Below are 13,779 nucleotides of genomic sequence, written 5' to 3' on the forward strand. Positions count from 1 at the left end.
CACCCTCGGGCGACCACCGGTACCCGCGGGCAACTACCGGTACCCGCCCCTCCGCTGTCGTCGGCGGGAGCGCAGCGCGGCGTCCAGTGACAGCAGCGGGGCACCCGCGAGGACAAGGGGGATCCAGGCCATGAGGTAGGCGAGGTCGTTGCCGTAGTAGTACGGGTCGGAGGCCCAGCTGACGGTCAGCCACAGGCTGAGCGAGATCAGCGCGCCGCCGAGCGCCGCCAGTCGGGTCAGCAGTCCGAGCAGGGTGCCGATGCCGACCGCCAGCTCGCCCAGGGCGATGGCGTAGCCGAAACCGGCGGGGCTCTTCAGGGCCAGGTCGACCAGGGCGGGGATGGCCGAGGAGTCGCGGACGGTCCGCATCATGTCGCCGACCGAGCCGGCGCCCGCGTCCTTCATGAAGGCGCTGTCCGTGAGTTTGTCCAAGCCCGCGTAGATGAAGGTGACGCCCAGAAAGATCCGTAGGGGCAGGAGGGCGTACCGGGTGGCGTGGTCACGCCAGTCTCCGCCGCCGGGATGCGAGGTGTACGCATCCGTCCGCATTCCGTGAGTCATCACTGCCAGCCGCCTCTCGCCCGCGCGTGCCGAGACCCCCACCAGACCATACGTACGACGTGGGGGCCTCTCTCAATCCCTCTGCGACCGGATTCTTCCTGTCGGTTTCGACAGGTCCCGGTTTCGACAGGTCCCGGTTTCGACAGGTCCCGGTTTCGACAGGTCCCGGTTTCGACAGGCTGACGGTCGGCAGCGGGTTCGGCGGGCGTCAGTCCGTCACGTCGATCGCGTACCGGTTGGTTTCCACGCCCGCGCTCGTGACGACCTGGACGTCCACCCGGCCCGGTTCCACGTCCGCCGGTACCGGGACCGTCAGCAGGTCGTCCGTGGGGTTGCTGAAGCCGCCGGTCACCGGGACCAGAGGTACGTGGACGTTGACCGCGCCGATGCGGACGACCATCCGGGACAGGCGGTCCGCGCGCTGCGCGCCCGGCGGTACGAAGCCGGCGCCCCGGATCTCGATGTCGTCGCCGGTGCGGATCGGGGCGTCCAGGTCACCGGCCTCCCGTGCCCGGACCACGGAGAGGACCACGGGGCGCCCGCCCTCCGCGTACTTCCCGGCCACGTAGGTCGCCGCCGACACCAGCACGACGACCGCCAGCCCCCACGGCAGGTCGGGCAGTTGTTCCGGGCGCCGGGCCAGCCGTACGGCCGCGAACACCAGCGCGACGGTGCTGATCACCACGTACTGGATGTCGGCGAAGGCCCCGCGGCCCGCGTCGTCCGTCAGCAGGTCGGCCGCGCGCGGCCGGTCCGCCCGTACCTTCTGCAGCCGCTGCCCCAGCACCCGCAGTCCGACCACTCGCCGCACCAGGACCGCGATCCCGCACACCACCGCGAGCACGGTCACCGCACCGGCGCCGCGGGCGAGTTCGAGCCCGGAGATCAACGCGTCCCGTCGACCGGGGCCCGAGGCCACCGCCAGTTGTCCGGCCAGGACGAGCACCGCGTAGGCGACGAAGAGCACCCAGGCCGCCGCCACCGCCCGGGAGGTGGAGAGGCGGTTGTCCTCGCCGATGACCGGGGCCAGCGCCCCGCCCCGCGCGCGGTGGAACCACGACGCCGCCGTCAGCGCACCGGCCACGGCCAGCGCCGCCGCGAGCCCGGCGGTGCGCGCCGCGGTCCAGCCGGCACCGATCGCGGTGAGCGACTGCCCGAGCAGCAGCAGTACGACCCCGGCCCACACGACGGTCGCCGTGCGGCGCCCGAGTGCCGCGAGCCAGGCCTCGCCCTCGGCGCGACCGCGTTCGGCGACGACTTCCGCGGACTGGGTCAACTCCTCCGAGACCCACTGCCGGGAAGCGGAGGCCGAGTGGGCCACCGCGGCCGGCAGGCCCTGTCCGGCCGCGAACTCGTCCCGCCGCAGCAGGAACGCGGCGACCGCCCGCCGGTGCCCCTCACGGGCGCCGTGCGGGCAGTCCCCGCAGGTGCAGCCACCCCCGTGCGCCGCCTCGTACGCGCCTTTGTCCGAGCCGCTCCCGCGTCTCGCCTCCTGCACCGCCACGCCCGACGCCTGCCTTCCCGAACCCCTGCGAAACCCAGTGACACCAGCTACGCCGACACCTGCGCCGGCATCCGCGACAGCACTGCCGCGCCGCCCGTGGAGGACCCGTAAGTCCCTTGGGACGACAGCGAATTGTGCCGTACACCACCCCCCGCACGCCCGGCGCCCCCGGTCCGCTCTGCTCAGCGCGGGTGACACGCGGACCGCCGTGTTGACCCGGCTGCGAGAATTCCCTTATGGCCGAGATCATCCAGCGCGACGGGACCTGGGCGTTCGACGGCAGTACGGTCCGGATCACGCCGGGCCTGCACCGCTCGGTGCCACTGTTCCGGCAGACGTACGGAGAGGTCTCGGTGCCGCTGGAGGCCGTCGCGGGCGTCGGCTTCGAGCCGGAACGCAAACGCGGACGGCTGCGGCTGAGGCTGCGCGAGGGCGCCGATCCCCTCCTCCAGGCAACCGGCGGCCGGCTGCCCGACGCGGCGGACCCGTACCGGCTGACGGTGGAGATCGACCGCTGCGGGATCGCCGAGTACGTCGCCGAGGAGATCCGCCACGCGCTGCTCCTCGACCAGATCCCCAAGGAGCCCACCGAGGACTACCTGTTGCCCGGGCCGCCGGTGCCGGTCTCGGTGCGCTCCTCGGACGGCACGGTCTCCTTCGACGGCACCCAGGTGCGGATCGACTGGGCCGACGCCTCCGACCGGGTCAAACGCGCCACCGGTCCGCGGATCATCGACGTCGGTGACCTGGTGCGGGTCGAGTGGCTGCCCAACTCCGGGGCCGAGGACGGTTTCCTGCGGTTCGTGACCCGGGAGACGGTGTCCTCCAAGCTGCCGCCGGAGAAGGACCCGTACGCCCTGGACCTGTGGGGCAGCGCCCGCCGCGACCTGCTCACCGCGCTGATCGCCACCGCGGTCACGGCCCGGCTGCCGCATCCGTCCGCCCGTACGGGTGACGCGGACGGCACCGCTCCGGAGTCCGCCGGGAGCGGGCCACGGCCCGGGATCCGGAGTCCCGCACCGCCGCCGTCCGATCATCACGACGTCCTGCTGCGCCGGCTGCGCGAACTGGGTGAGCTGCACCGCGGCGGCGTCCTCACGGACGCGGAGTTCGCCATGACGAAGGCGGCGGTGCTCCGGGGCTTCTGAACGTGACCCCGCGAGGCGCAATACCGACAGAAGGTGTCGGGTTTCGGGTGGAGACTCGGCGTATGACACCACGAACCGCTGCCACGAGCGCCGTAGCCAACTGGTCCGACTTCGCCACCGCCGAACCCGCACTGGCCGCCACCGTCGAGGCACGTTTCGGCGCGTACACCCACCACACCCTCGCCACCCTGCGCAGGGACGGCTCGCCCCGCACCACCGGCCTGGAGGTGCGTTTCTTGAGCGGCGAGCTGTGGCTCGGCATGATGCCGGGCTCGCTGAAGGCGCTCGACCTGCGCCGCGACGCACGGTTCGCGTTGCAGGCCAATCCGGGGGACGGCACCGGCATGGGCGGTGGGGACGTGCGGATCGGCGGCCGGGCGGTGGAGGTCGAGGACGCCGAGGCGCGGGCCGGATACGTGAAAGAGGTGAAACCGCCGGAGCCGTTCCACCTCTTCCGTACCGAGCTGACGGAGGTCGTGCGGACCTACGTCGAGGGCGAGAATCTGGTCGTCCAGATCTGGCAGCCCGGGGAGCCCTTGCGCACGGTCAGGCGCGCGTAGGGCCGGGGATCACTCCCACTCGATCGTCCCCGGCGGCTTCGACGTCACGTCGAGGACGACCCGGTTGACGTCCTTGACCTCGTTGGTGATGCGGGTCGAGATCTTGGAGAGCACGTCGTACGGCAGCCGGGACCAGTCGGCCGTCATCGCGTCCTCGGAGGAGACGGGCCGCAGCACGATCGGGTGGCCGTAGGTGCGGCCGTCGCCCTGGACGCCGACGGAACGGACGTCCGCGAGCAGCACCACGGGGCACTGCCAGATGTCGCGGTCGAGGCCGGCCGCCGTCAGCTCCTCGCGGGCGATGGCGTCGGCCTCGCGGAGCAGGTCGAGCCGCTCCTTGGTGACCTCGCCGACGATCCGGATACCGAGGCCCGGACCGGGGAACGGCTGGCGCTGGACGATCTCGTCCGGCAGGCCCAGCTCCTGGCCGACCATCCGGACCTCGTCCTTGAACAGCTTGCGCAGCGGCTCGACGAGCTGGAACTCGAGGTCCTCGGGCAGCCCGCCGACATTGTGGTGGGACTTGATGTTCGCCGCGCCGGTGCCGCCGCCGGACTCGACCACGTCCGGGTAGAGGGTGCCCTGGACGAGGAACTCGACCGCGGGGCCCTGGTCGGCGATGATCTCGGCCTGGGCCTGCTCGAAGACCCGGATGAACTCGCGGCCGATGATCTTCCGCTTCTCCTCGGGGTCGGAGACCCCGGCCAGCGCCTTCAGGAACCGCTCCTGCGCGTCCACGACCTTCAGCTGTACGCCGGTCGCGGCGACGAAGTCCTTCTCGACCTGCTCGGTCTCGCCCTGGCGCATCAGGCCGTGATCGACGTAGACGCAGGTCAGCTGGGAGCCGATGGCCTTCTGGACGAGGGCGGCGGCGACGGCGGAGTCCACGCCGCCGGACAGACCGCAGATGGCGCGCCGGTCGCCGACCTGCTCGCGGATCGCAGCGACCTGCTCCTCGATGACGTTGCCGGTGGTCCAGTCCGGGCGCAGGCCCGCGCCCCGGTACAGGAAGTGCTCCAGGACCTGCTGGCCGTGCGTGGAGTGCATCACCTCGGGGTGGTACTGGACGCCGTAGAGCTTCTTCTCGTCGTTCTCGAACGCGGCGACCGGCACGACGTCCGTGGAGCCGGTGACGGTGAAGCCCTCGGGGGCGGCGGAGCAGGCGTCGCCGTGCGACATCCACACGGCCTGCTCGGCCGGGGTGCCCTCGAAGAGGGTGGAGGACGGCCTGGAGACCGACAGCTCGGTACGGCCGTACTCACGGGCGCCGGAGTTGTCGACGGTGCCGCCGAGGGTCTGCGCCATCAGCTGGAAGCCGTAGCACATGCCGAAGACGGGGACGCCCGCGTCGAACAGGGTGCGGTCGAGGGTGGGGGCACCCGGCTCGTACACCGACGAGGGGCCGCCGGAGAGGATGATGGCCGCCGGGTTCTTGGCGAGCATCTCCGCGACCGGCATGGAGCTCGGCACGATCTCGCTGTAGACCCGCGCCTCGCGGACACGACGGGCGATGAGCTGGGCGTACTGCGCGCCGAAGTCGACGACCAGGACGGTGTCGGGGGCGGCGGCAGCGGGAGTCGCTGATGACACGGGGTGCCTTCCGGCGGTCGGGCGGGGGTCTTGTACTGCCGATTCTACCGAGGTGGGCGGGTGGCCCCGCCCCGCCCGCGGCGTCACGGTCACCCCCTCCCCCGCGTCTCACCATACGAACCGGCTTGGACACCGTCCGCCCCCGGGGCATACTGGCCTCATGCTCACGCACCAGACCTTCCTGTTTACCTATGGCAACCGGCCCACCGGCTGCCATGGTCGTGCTGCTTGAGCAACTGACAAGCGACTTCCCAGGCGCCCCGGGCCGACAAGGCCCGGGGCGCCTGGCGTTTGCGGATCCCGTCGGCCAGAGGCACCACCCCCTTCGGCGAGGAGACACCGACATGACCGTCACCGCGGCAGACAAGACCGGCGCCCGCACCACCGAGGCAGCCGACGTGATCACGGGCGCCCGGGAGCGCATCGACGCACTGGACGACCGGATCATCGGGCTGATCCAGGAACGGATGGCCGTCTCCGCGGTCATCCAGGAGGCGCGGATCACCTCCGGCGGCCGGCGCGTGAACCTCTCCCGCGAGATGGAGGTCCTCGACCACTACCGGCAGGCGCTGGGCAAGCCGGGTACGGCGCTGGCGATGACGATGCTGGAACTGTGCCGCGGGCGCGTCTGAGCGCCGGGCCCGAGCGTCGCATCTGAGTTCGGGCGCCTTCTCACCCGTACGGCGCGTGACCGGCACGCGAGCGGCTTCGTTGTCCCGGTGTCCGTGTCAGCCAGGGGCGGGCCCGAAAGAACCACGCGTGGCTCACTGGAGCGATGAGACGTGCGGATCGTGCCGCACGTCGTGGGACCTCGCTCCAGGAAAGTGACCGGACGGCAGGGGACAGCAGCCCGGTCACCCAAGAGAACGGCCGGCTCCGGGGACGCCCGGGGCCGGCCGACGGGGCGGCCGAGTCCCTCGGCCCACTCGACTGCACGGCCATTCGGCATTCGGAACCGCATGCCATTCGAAGCAAGCGGCGCAACCCCCCGGCGCCGCTTCCGAGGCACCGGCGCTGCCCTGACGCCGGTGCTGGCCGAGGAAGGGCCCCGCGGCACACATCCCGCGGGGCCCTTCGCCATGTCCGCCGCCTCTTTCGCCGGCCCTGAGTGACGCACGCCACATAAAAGTTCTGTGAGTTCGAGGGCAACCATTCACAGCTTTCACAGATCAAACAGGCGTACGGACCGAACCAAGGGCCACACCCGCGCCCCACACGCGGAGGCCTCCCTGACTCTCCCGTATCGCCATGCGCGGTACGCCGGACTACCCGAGGTCTTCATGAAGCTTCGTCGCGCCATGGCAGCTGCGGCCGCCACGGCAGTGATCGCCCCGGTGGCGCTGCTCGCGGCGCCGGCCGCCTACGCGACCGGTGACACGCCGACGTCTCCGCCGCCGACCAGTTCCGCCGGCGAGACCGCACCGGAGAGCACGCCCCCGACGGACCCGTCTCCGAGCCAGTCCACGAGCGAGACCGCTCCCCCGCCGAGCGACTCCCCGAGCAGCTCTCCGAGCACCTCGGCCCCCGAGTCCCCGGCGCCCAGCACGTCCACCTCCACGCCCGCCTCGCCGTCGCCGAGCACCTCCGCGCCCGAGGAGACCGAGACCCCGGCCCCCGAGCCGTCGGTGTGCGAGGACACCAAGGTCGACGTCGGCATCACGGGCCTGCCCGGCGAGATCGCGGTGGGCAGCGGCTGGCACAAGTTCTCGCTGAACGTGGCCAACAACTCCGGCTCCACACTCCAGAACCTCGAATACCTGGCCGGTGCCTCCGCCGACCGGAACGGCGAGGAGCTGTTCGAGAGCAAGAAGGTCAGCCTCCAGGCCTGGAACCCCGACGACAAGATCTGGGAGGACCTCAACGAGTTCGGCTACGCGGTCGGCTACATCGGTTACACCGACGAGCTGGCGCCCGACTACGAGGTCGACATCCCGATGCGGATCAACGTGAGGTCCGACGCCCCGGTCGGCGCCGGCTTCACGCTCGGCGCGACCATCTACGGCGACGCGGACGGCGAGTGCACCGGCTTCGGTGACGTCGCCTACAAGTTCCAGATCGTGGCCGCCGGTACGGACACCGAGGGCACCAAGCCGCAGGAAGGCGGCAAGGCTCCCGTGGCCGTCGAGAAGCCGGCCGCCGACACGCCCGAGGTCACCGGCAGCCTCGCCGAGACCGGTTCCAGTTCCGCACTGCCGATGATCGGCCTCGTCGGCGGGCTCGCCGTCGTCGTCGGTGGCGGCGCCGTGTTCGCGGTGCGGCGGCGCAAGGCCGGCGCGGACGCGTGACACAGCACGGACCGGCGTAACACAGGCTGGGTGAGAGGGACCTGCGCTCGGAGGGGGGCGCAGGTCCCTCTCACCTTTGCGCTACTTCTTCGGCGGCACCGCCGGCATTCCCAGGAACGGCAGCCGCAGCGCGCCGAAGGCCTCCGCCGGGACGGCTGGGGCCTTGGGCTCGACGGGGGCCAGGCGCTCGTAGGCCGTCCCCTGCGCCGGGCGCGGGTCGCTCTCGCCCTTGTTCGGCCAGTACGACATCGCCCGCTCGGCCTGCGCCGTGATGGTCAGGGACGGGTTGACGCCCAGGTTGGCGGAGACCGCGGCGCCGTCGACGACCGAGATGCCGGGGTGGCCGTAGAGCCGGTGGTACGGGTCGATGACGCCGCTCTCGCGGGAGGCGCCGATCGGGCAGCCGCCGAGGAAGTGGGCGGTGAGCGGGGTACCCATCAGCTCGCCGACGTTCGAGCCGGCGAAGCCGTTGATCTCGGCGGCGAGTGCGGAGGCGCCCTCCGTGGCCGCCTTGATCTGCTTGGGGTTGGGCGAGCCGTGGCCCTGGCGGGCGGTGAGCAGGCCCTTGCCGACGCCCGTCGGTTTCAGGTGCGTGGTCAGGGAGTTGTCCAGGGACTGCATCACCAGGCCGATGATGGTCCGCTCCGACCAGCGGCGGTTGGACAGGGACCGCAGGACCAGCATCGGGTGCTTGGCCGCGTGGCCCAGGAAGCCCAGGACGCGGGACGCGCCCGAGGCGGTGTGCCCGGCGTACGGGACCTGGAGGATGGACAGGCCGCCCATCGAGTTGGAGCCCTTGCCGTAGCGGACCGGCTCGATGTGGGTGTTGGCGTCCGGGTGGATCGAGGACGTGATGGCGACGCCGCGCGTGAAGTCGGCCCGTGACTCGCCGGTGGCCTTGCGGTAGCGCCGGTCGTCGGTCTGGGCGCCGACCAGGGCCTCGGAGTTGGTGCGGGTCAGCTCGCCGAGCTTGTCGGATATGTACGGGAGCTGTCCGTTCGCCTTCATGCGGTGCAGCAGGGTCTGGGTGCCGTAGGTGCCGGCGGCTATGACGACCCGGCGGGCCGTGAAGGTGCGGCCCGCGCCCTTCTTCTGCCGGTCGGTGGGGAGGGTGGCGATCGCGAACCCGCCGCGCGAGTCGTCGGTGACCGAGACGACCGTCGTCATCGGGTGCACGACGGCACCCGCCTTCTCGGCGAGGTACAGGTAGTTCTCGTTGAGGGTGTTCTTCGCGCCGCGCCGGCAGCCGGTCATGCACTCACCGCACTCGTTGCACGCCGTCCGGTCGGGGCCCGCGCCGCCGAAGTAGGGGTCGGGCACCTGCTCGCCCGGCTTCGCCTTCACCGTGCCGTCGGCGTCCTCACCGTCACCGAAGAAGACGCCGACCGGCGCCATGTGGAAGGTGTCGCCGACGCCCATCCGCTCGGCGGCGCCCTTCAGGTGTACGTCGGAGGGGGTCATGGTCGGGTTCAGGCGGACCCCGAGCATGCGTTTGGCCTGGTCGTAGTACGGCGTCAGTTCGTCGTGCCAGTCGGTGATGTCACGCCACTGGGGGTCGTCGAAGAAGGGCTTCGGCGGCACGTAGAGGGTGTTGGCGTAGTTCAGGGAACCACCGCCGACCCCGGCGCCTGCCAGGACCATGACATTCCCGAGCAGATGGATGCGCTGGATGCCGAACATGCCGAGCCCCGGGGCCCAGAGGTAGTTCTTCAGGTCCCAGGAGTTCTTCGGCAGTGACTCACCGGTGAAGCGGCGGCCGGCTTCCAGGACGCCGACGCGGTAGCCCTTCTCGGTGAGGCGGAGGGCGGAGACGGATCCGCCGAACCCCGACCCCACGACGACGACGTCGTAGTCGTACCCGTTCTCGTCCCGGGTCTGGACAGACTTCTCCTGCGACACGTGCTCTCCTCGTTGAGAACGGGTACTGGTGGCGGACTGCTCAGCGGAAGCGGAATGCCTTCATCAGGCGCAGGCTCCGGCTCATGAACGCCGCGTACTTCTCGTCGTCCATCCCCAGCGACGGTGCCATCGGCAGCAGGCGCTGGTGGGCGACCGTCTGGGCCTCGGTGTACTTGAGGATGCCCTCGGAGCCGTGCCGGCGGCCGAGGCCGGAGTCCTTCATGCCGCCCATCGGGGACTGGGCGCTGCCGTAGGCGGACGCGTACCCCTCGTTGATGTTGACGGTGCCGGTGCGCAGCCGGGCGGCGACCTCGTGGCCGCGCCGGGCGTCCTTCGTCCAGACCGAGGAGTTCAGGCCGTACGGCGTGGAGTTGGCCTGCTCGACCGCCTCGTCCTCGGTCTTGAAGCGGTAGACGGAGACGACCGGGCCGAAGGTCTCCTCGTGGCACAGGGTCATGGCGTCCGTGACGCCGTCGAGGATGGTCGGCTCGTAGAAGTACGGGCCGATGTCCGGGCGGGCGACGCCGCCCGCGACGATCCGCGCGCCCTTGGCGACGGCCTCCTCCACGTGCCGCTTGACGGTCTCCAGCTGATGCCCGCTGACCAACGAACCCATGTCGGCGCCGTAGGCCAGGGCCCGGCCCAGGCGCATCGCGCGGGTGCGGGCGGCGAAGCGGTCCAGGAAGACGTCGGCGACCGACTCGTGGACGTACAGCCGCTCGATGGACACGCACAACTGGCCGGCGGAGGAGAAGCACGCGCGGACGGCGCCCGCCGCGGCCTTCTCGATGTCGGCGTCCTCCAGCACCAGCATGGCGTTCTTGCCGCCGAGTTCCAGCGAGACGCCGACCAGGCGGTCGGCGGCGACGGTGGCGACCTCGCGGCCGGTGCGGGTGGAGCCGGTGAAGGATATGTAGTCGCCGTGCTTGACGACCTCGGGGCCGACGACGGGGCCGACGCCGATGACGGCCTGGAGGACGTCGGCGGGCAGTCCGGCCTCGATCAGCAGGTCACGAGCCCACAGCGCGGTCAGGCAGGACTCGGTGTCGGGCTTCATCACGACGGCGTTTCCGGCCACGAGGGCAGGCAGCGCGTCTCCGACGGAGAGTTCGAAGGGGTAGTTCCACGGAACGATCTGGCCGACGACGCCGCGCGGGTGGCGCAGCTCGGTGACCTTCGTCAGGGTCGGCACGGCGCCGGTGTGCCGCTTGGGGCGCAGGTACGCCGGGGCCTTGCGGCCGTAGTGCCGGGCGGCGACGGCGACGGCCTGGACCTCCTCGTGGGCGTGCAGGCGGGCCTTGCCGGTCTCCAGCTGGATGAGGTCGAGGACCTCGGCCTGGCGCTCCAGCACCAGGTCGTGGAAGCGCAGCAGGACGGCGGCACGCTGCCGCACCGGCGTACGCGCCCACACGGCCTGGGCGGCGCGGGCCCGCTCGAAGGCGCCGGCCACGTCCTGGGGCGTCGACTCGGGCAGGTCGGCCAGCCTCTCGCCGGTGAACGGCGTGTGGTTGGCGGTGCGGCCGGAGCCGGCCACGCCCTTGGTGAGCTGGGCGACCAGCTCGGGCGTGACCACGTCGGCAGCGGTGCGGGCGCCCTCGGGGGCGGGGGCGAGAGGGTTCGTGCCGGTGATTTCCGGGGCCTGCGCATCCGTCATGAGCCGCAGGGTATGACGCCGCGAGGGCTTTGTGTACCCGTCGGTAATCGGGATTCACCGAGTACTCACACAATGCCAGTGATCGCTGGCAACAAATGCGCTGATCAGGAGGTTACCCGGTGGGGCTGGACCTGATCACTTCTTTTCGGTCCGGAGCGGACCGGGGGGCGCCGGCCACCGCCTCCAGGTGCCGCGCGACCTCCTCGGCATCCGGTCGCCGGGTGGCGTCCTCGGCCCTCAGCCTTTCGATCACCGGGTCGAGCGGCCCGGACGGCGACCAGTTCCCGACGGCGGTGTGCAGGAGGACGCCCAGCGAGCGCAGGTCCGCCGCGGGACCGGCGCCCCGGGGGGCGTCCTCGCCCGGTGCGCGGGCCGTGCCGAAGTCGGTGAGCACGACGCGGCCGTGCGGGCCGAGCAGCACCTTGGCGGGCCTGACCGCGCGGTGCACGATGCCGACGGCGTGCGCCGCCCGCAGCGCGCCGAGCACCGCGAGCCCCATGCGGGCCGCTTCGGGCGCCGGCACCGGGCCGCGCCGGAGCACCTCTTGCAGGGACTCGCCGGGGACCCACTCCATGACGATCCAGGGCAGTCCGTCGAGTCCGGCCTCCTCCACGACCACGTCGTGGATGCGGACGGCCGCGGGGTGGTCGACACGGGCGGCGGCGCGTGCCTCGCGGTAGAGGCGGTGGGCGGCCCGGCGGTACGTCTCGTCCGCCGGGTCACCGGGCAGCCGCGGCTGCTTGACGGCGACGTCGTGTGCCGCGCGTTCGTCGAAGGCCTGCCAGACGGTTCCCGAGGCGCCGGAGGCGACGCGCCTCAGCAGCCGGTACCGCTCGCCGACCAGGTGCCCCTGGGCTTCCATCAGAGCTGGCCGACCTCCCAGTTGGCGACGACGGTCCGGGCGATCTCCCGTCCCTCGTCCGCGAAGTACCCCTTGCGGGGGTAGTCGATCGAGACCTTGTACATGTCGCCGTTGTCCGCCCGGTAGTAGAGGATGTGGTACTCGCGCTCGCGGGGGTTCTGCGTGTCGGCCGTCGTGTAGGCGATGGTGTTCTCGGCGGCCTTCTTGCCCTTGTACTCGGTCTCGCTCGGTTCACCCCTGGGAGCGGGCTTGTCGGCGAAGTTCCACGAGTACTCGCCGTCCTTGAGCATCTCCCAGTCCGCCCAGGCGTTGGCCCCCGCGGTGTCCGGGATGTCGTCGTCCTCGTCGTCGGCCTTGATGTCACGGTCCACGTGGACGGTGATCGCGCCGCTCGGGTCGGCGAACGACTCGGTGGTGCCGTCCCATTTGTCGGGGTGCTTCAGCTTCACGAACGCCGCCGGCACACCGACGCTCATGCCGGACTTCCCACCGAGGTCGTGCTTCTTCCACCCCTCCGGCAGGGGCCCCGCGAAGGGTTCCGCGATCACCAGGTACGACGCCACCGCCGCCGCGACGACCGCCGCGCCGAGGGTGATCCACGCGTTGCGGCCCAGCCGCACACTCCACTTGGACACCGGCCGGGACGACCCGTCCGCCCCGCCGATGTGTACGACCTGGGTGGGTGCCGGCTCCGGCGGGTTCGCGGCGGCGCTCAGCAGGGCGCGGACCCGGGCGGCGTCCGGACGGCGCGCCGGGTCCTTGTCCAGCAGGCCCGTGATGACCTCGGCCAGCGGCCCCTGCGCGGAGGCGGGCGGCGCGGGCGCGGCGTTGAGCACGGACTGGAGCGTGGCGGGGGTGTTGCTGCGGCGGAACGGCGAGACGCCCTCCGTCGCCGCGTACAGCACCACGCCCAGCGACCACAGGTCGCTCGCCGGACCGGGGCGCTGGCCCAGCACCCGCTCCGGGGCGATGTACTCGGGCGAGCCGACGAAGCCGCCGGTGTCGGTGAGGTTGGTCTCGCCCTCGATCTGGGCGATGCCGAAGTCGGTGAGGACGACCCGGTCGTGCCGGCCGAGCAGTACGTTGTCCGGCTTCACGTCCCGGTGCAGGATGCCGGCCGCGTGCGCGGCCTCCAGCGCGCCGAGCACCTCCAGGCCGATCCGGGCCGCCTCCCGCGCGCCCAGCGTGCCCTCCTGCAACGCGTCGCCCAGCGAGCGGCCCCGCACCAGCTCCATCACGATCCACGGCTGGTCGTCCACCACCGCCACGTCGTGCACGTTGACCACCGCGGGGTGGTCGAGCCGGGCCGCGGCGCGCGCCTCGCGGCGCATCCGTTCGAAGGCGTTGTCTCGTTCGCGTTCGGGAAGGTGGTCGGGTACGCGGGGCTCCTTGACGGCCACCTCGCGGTCCACGGTCTCGTCCTTCGCCCGCCACACCGTGCCCATGCCGCCGTGCCCGAGCTTGGAGATCAACCGGTAGCGGCCGGCGATGAGCCGCCCGGCGCCCGCGTCCTGCGCGGGCGACTCCAACAGACCGGGCCGCGACGGCGACTGCGGCGGTACGGCCTGGGTGGGTGCCGCGTACGGGTTGCCGGGATGTGGCACGGCGACGGGTTGATTCGGTGGTCGCAGGCCAAAACTCGTCGGCTCGTCCGACCCGTTGCGGGGTCCCCCGTTGCTGCTCATGGGTCCATCCATATCGCGCCAGGCGTGTCCG

Annotated in this window: 10 protein-coding genes and 1 pseudogene; 4 read left to right on the forward strand and 7 right to left on the reverse strand. The window is 71.8% G+C overall.

The features are described from left to right. Positions 1 to 33: 33 nt before the first annotated feature. A complete protein-coding gene (locus ACFW48_RS09925) occupies positions 34 to 561 on the reverse strand; it encodes a DoxX family membrane protein (protein WP_386312314.1) in 528 nt (175 codons plus the stop codon). 208 nt (positions 562 to 769) lie between these two features. Next, entirely contained in the window at positions 770 to 2,065 is a 1,296-nt protein-coding gene (locus ACFW48_RS09930; protein WP_386312317.1) for a hypothetical protein, read from the reverse strand. Positions 2,066 to 2,301: 236 nt separating this feature from the next. Here ACFW48_RS09930 and ACFW48_RS09935 point away from each other — a divergent pair, with 236 nt between their 5' ends. Both ACFW48_RS09935 and ACFW48_RS09940 read left to right on the forward strand, forming a co-directional pair. Further along, entirely contained in the window at positions 2,302 to 3,213 is a 912-nt protein-coding gene (locus ACFW48_RS09935; protein WP_386312320.1) for a DUF4429 domain-containing protein, read from the forward strand. A gap of 62 nt (positions 3,214 to 3,275) precedes the next feature. Beyond that, positions 3,276 to 3,773: a pyridoxamine 5'-phosphate oxidase family protein gene (locus tag ACFW48_RS09940; RefSeq protein ID WP_386312323.1), complete on the forward strand. Its 498-nt coding sequence runs from the start codon at positions 3,276 to 3,278 to the stop codon at positions 3,771 to 3,773. 9 nt (positions 3,774 to 3,782) lie between these two features. On the opposite strand, the gene guaA is transcribed toward ACFW48_RS09940, so the two are convergent. Further along, positions 3,783 to 5,363, reverse strand: coding sequence for a glutamine-hydrolyzing GMP synthase (guaA, locus tag ACFW48_RS09945; RefSeq protein ID WP_386312325.1), 1,581 nt, complete (start codon positions 5,361 to 5,363; stop codon positions 3,783 to 3,785). Between the two features lie 344 nt (positions 5,364 to 5,707). Here guaA and ACFW48_RS09950 point away from each other — a divergent pair, with 344 nt between their 5' ends. Together ACFW48_RS09950 and ACFW48_RS09955 are read left to right on the forward strand one after the other, a co-directional pair. Continuing rightward, a complete protein-coding gene (locus tag ACFW48_RS09950) occupies positions 5,708 to 5,995 on the forward strand; it encodes a chorismate mutase (RefSeq protein WP_386312327.1) in 288 nt (95 codons plus the stop codon). A gap of 648 nt (positions 5,996 to 6,643) precedes the next feature. Then, the gene (locus tag ACFW48_RS09955) at positions 6,644 to 7,648 is read left to right on the forward strand and encodes an LAETG motif-containing sortase-dependent surface protein (RefSeq protein ID WP_386312330.1); all 1,005 of its coding nucleotides are present in this window, start codon (positions 6,644 to 6,646) and stop codon (positions 7,646 to 7,648) included. Between the two features lie 81 nt (positions 7,649 to 7,729). On the opposite strand, the gene ACFW48_RS09960 is transcribed toward ACFW48_RS09955, so the two are convergent. The 4 genes and pseudogenes from ACFW48_RS09960 to ACFW48_RS09975 all read right to left on the reverse strand — a co-directional run bounded on the left by ACFW48_RS09960 (position 7,730) and on the right by ACFW48_RS09975 (position 13,748). Then, positions 7,730 to 9,547, reverse strand: coding sequence for a GMC oxidoreductase (locus ACFW48_RS09960; protein ID WP_386312332.1), 1,818 nt, complete (start codon positions 9,545 to 9,547; stop codon positions 7,730 to 7,732). Between the two features lie 40 nt (positions 9,548 to 9,587). Further along, positions 9,588 to 11,201 (reverse strand): succinic semialdehyde dehydrogenase, encoded by a 1,614-nt coding sequence (locus ACFW48_RS09965; protein WP_386312334.1) that lies wholly within the window; start codon positions 11,199 to 11,201, stop codon positions 9,588 to 9,590. 142 nt (positions 11,202 to 11,343) lie between these two features. Then, positions 11,344 to 12,063 (reverse strand): annotated as a pseudogene (locus ACFW48_RS09970) (serine/threonine-protein kinase); the annotation flags it as partial. Further along, positions 12,063 to 13,748: a serine/threonine-protein kinase gene (locus ACFW48_RS09975; RefSeq protein ID WP_386312337.1), complete on the reverse strand. Its 1,686-nt coding sequence runs from the start codon at positions 13,746 to 13,748 to the stop codon at positions 12,063 to 12,065. The gene ACFW48_RS09975 and the pseudogene ACFW48_RS09970, both read right to left, overlap by 1 nt. Positions 13,749 to 13,779 lie beyond the last annotated feature (31 nt).

Origin of the sequence: Streptomyces sp. NPDC058812 (assembly GCF_042744565.1) — a bacterium.
Lineage (GTDB): Bacteria > Actinomycetota > Actinomycetes > Streptomycetales > Streptomycetaceae > Streptomyces > Streptomyces thinghirensis.

Excerpts from the sequence above, each read along its gene's own strand:
- ACFW48_RS09925 (WP_386312314.1), bottom strand. The coding sequence starts at position 561 with ATGACTCACGGAATGCGGACGGATGCGTACACCTCGCATCCCGGCGGC.
- ACFW48_RS09935 (WP_386312320.1), top strand. The coding sequence starts at position 2,302 with ATGGCCGAGATCATCCAGCGCGACGGGACCTGGGCGTTCGACGGCAGT.
- ACFW48_RS09940 (WP_386312323.1), top strand. The coding sequence starts at position 3,276 with ATGACACCACGAACCGCTGCCACGAGCGCCGTAGCCAACTGGTCCGAC.
- ACFW48_RS09950 (WP_386312327.1), top strand. The coding sequence starts at position 5,708 with ATGACCGTCACCGCGGCAGACAAGACCGGCGCCCGCACCACCGAGGCA.
- ACFW48_RS09955 (WP_386312330.1), top strand. The coding sequence starts at position 6,644 with ATGAAGCTTCGTCGCGCCATGGCAGCTGCGGCCGCCACGGCAGTGATC.
- ACFW48_RS09965 (WP_386312334.1), bottom strand. The coding sequence starts at position 11,201 with ATGACGGATGCGCAGGCCCCGGAAATCACCGGCACGAACCCTCTCGCC.
- ACFW48_RS09975 (WP_386312337.1), bottom strand. The coding sequence starts at position 13,748 with ATGAGCAGCAACGGGGGACCCCGCAACGGGTCGGACGAGCCGACGAGT.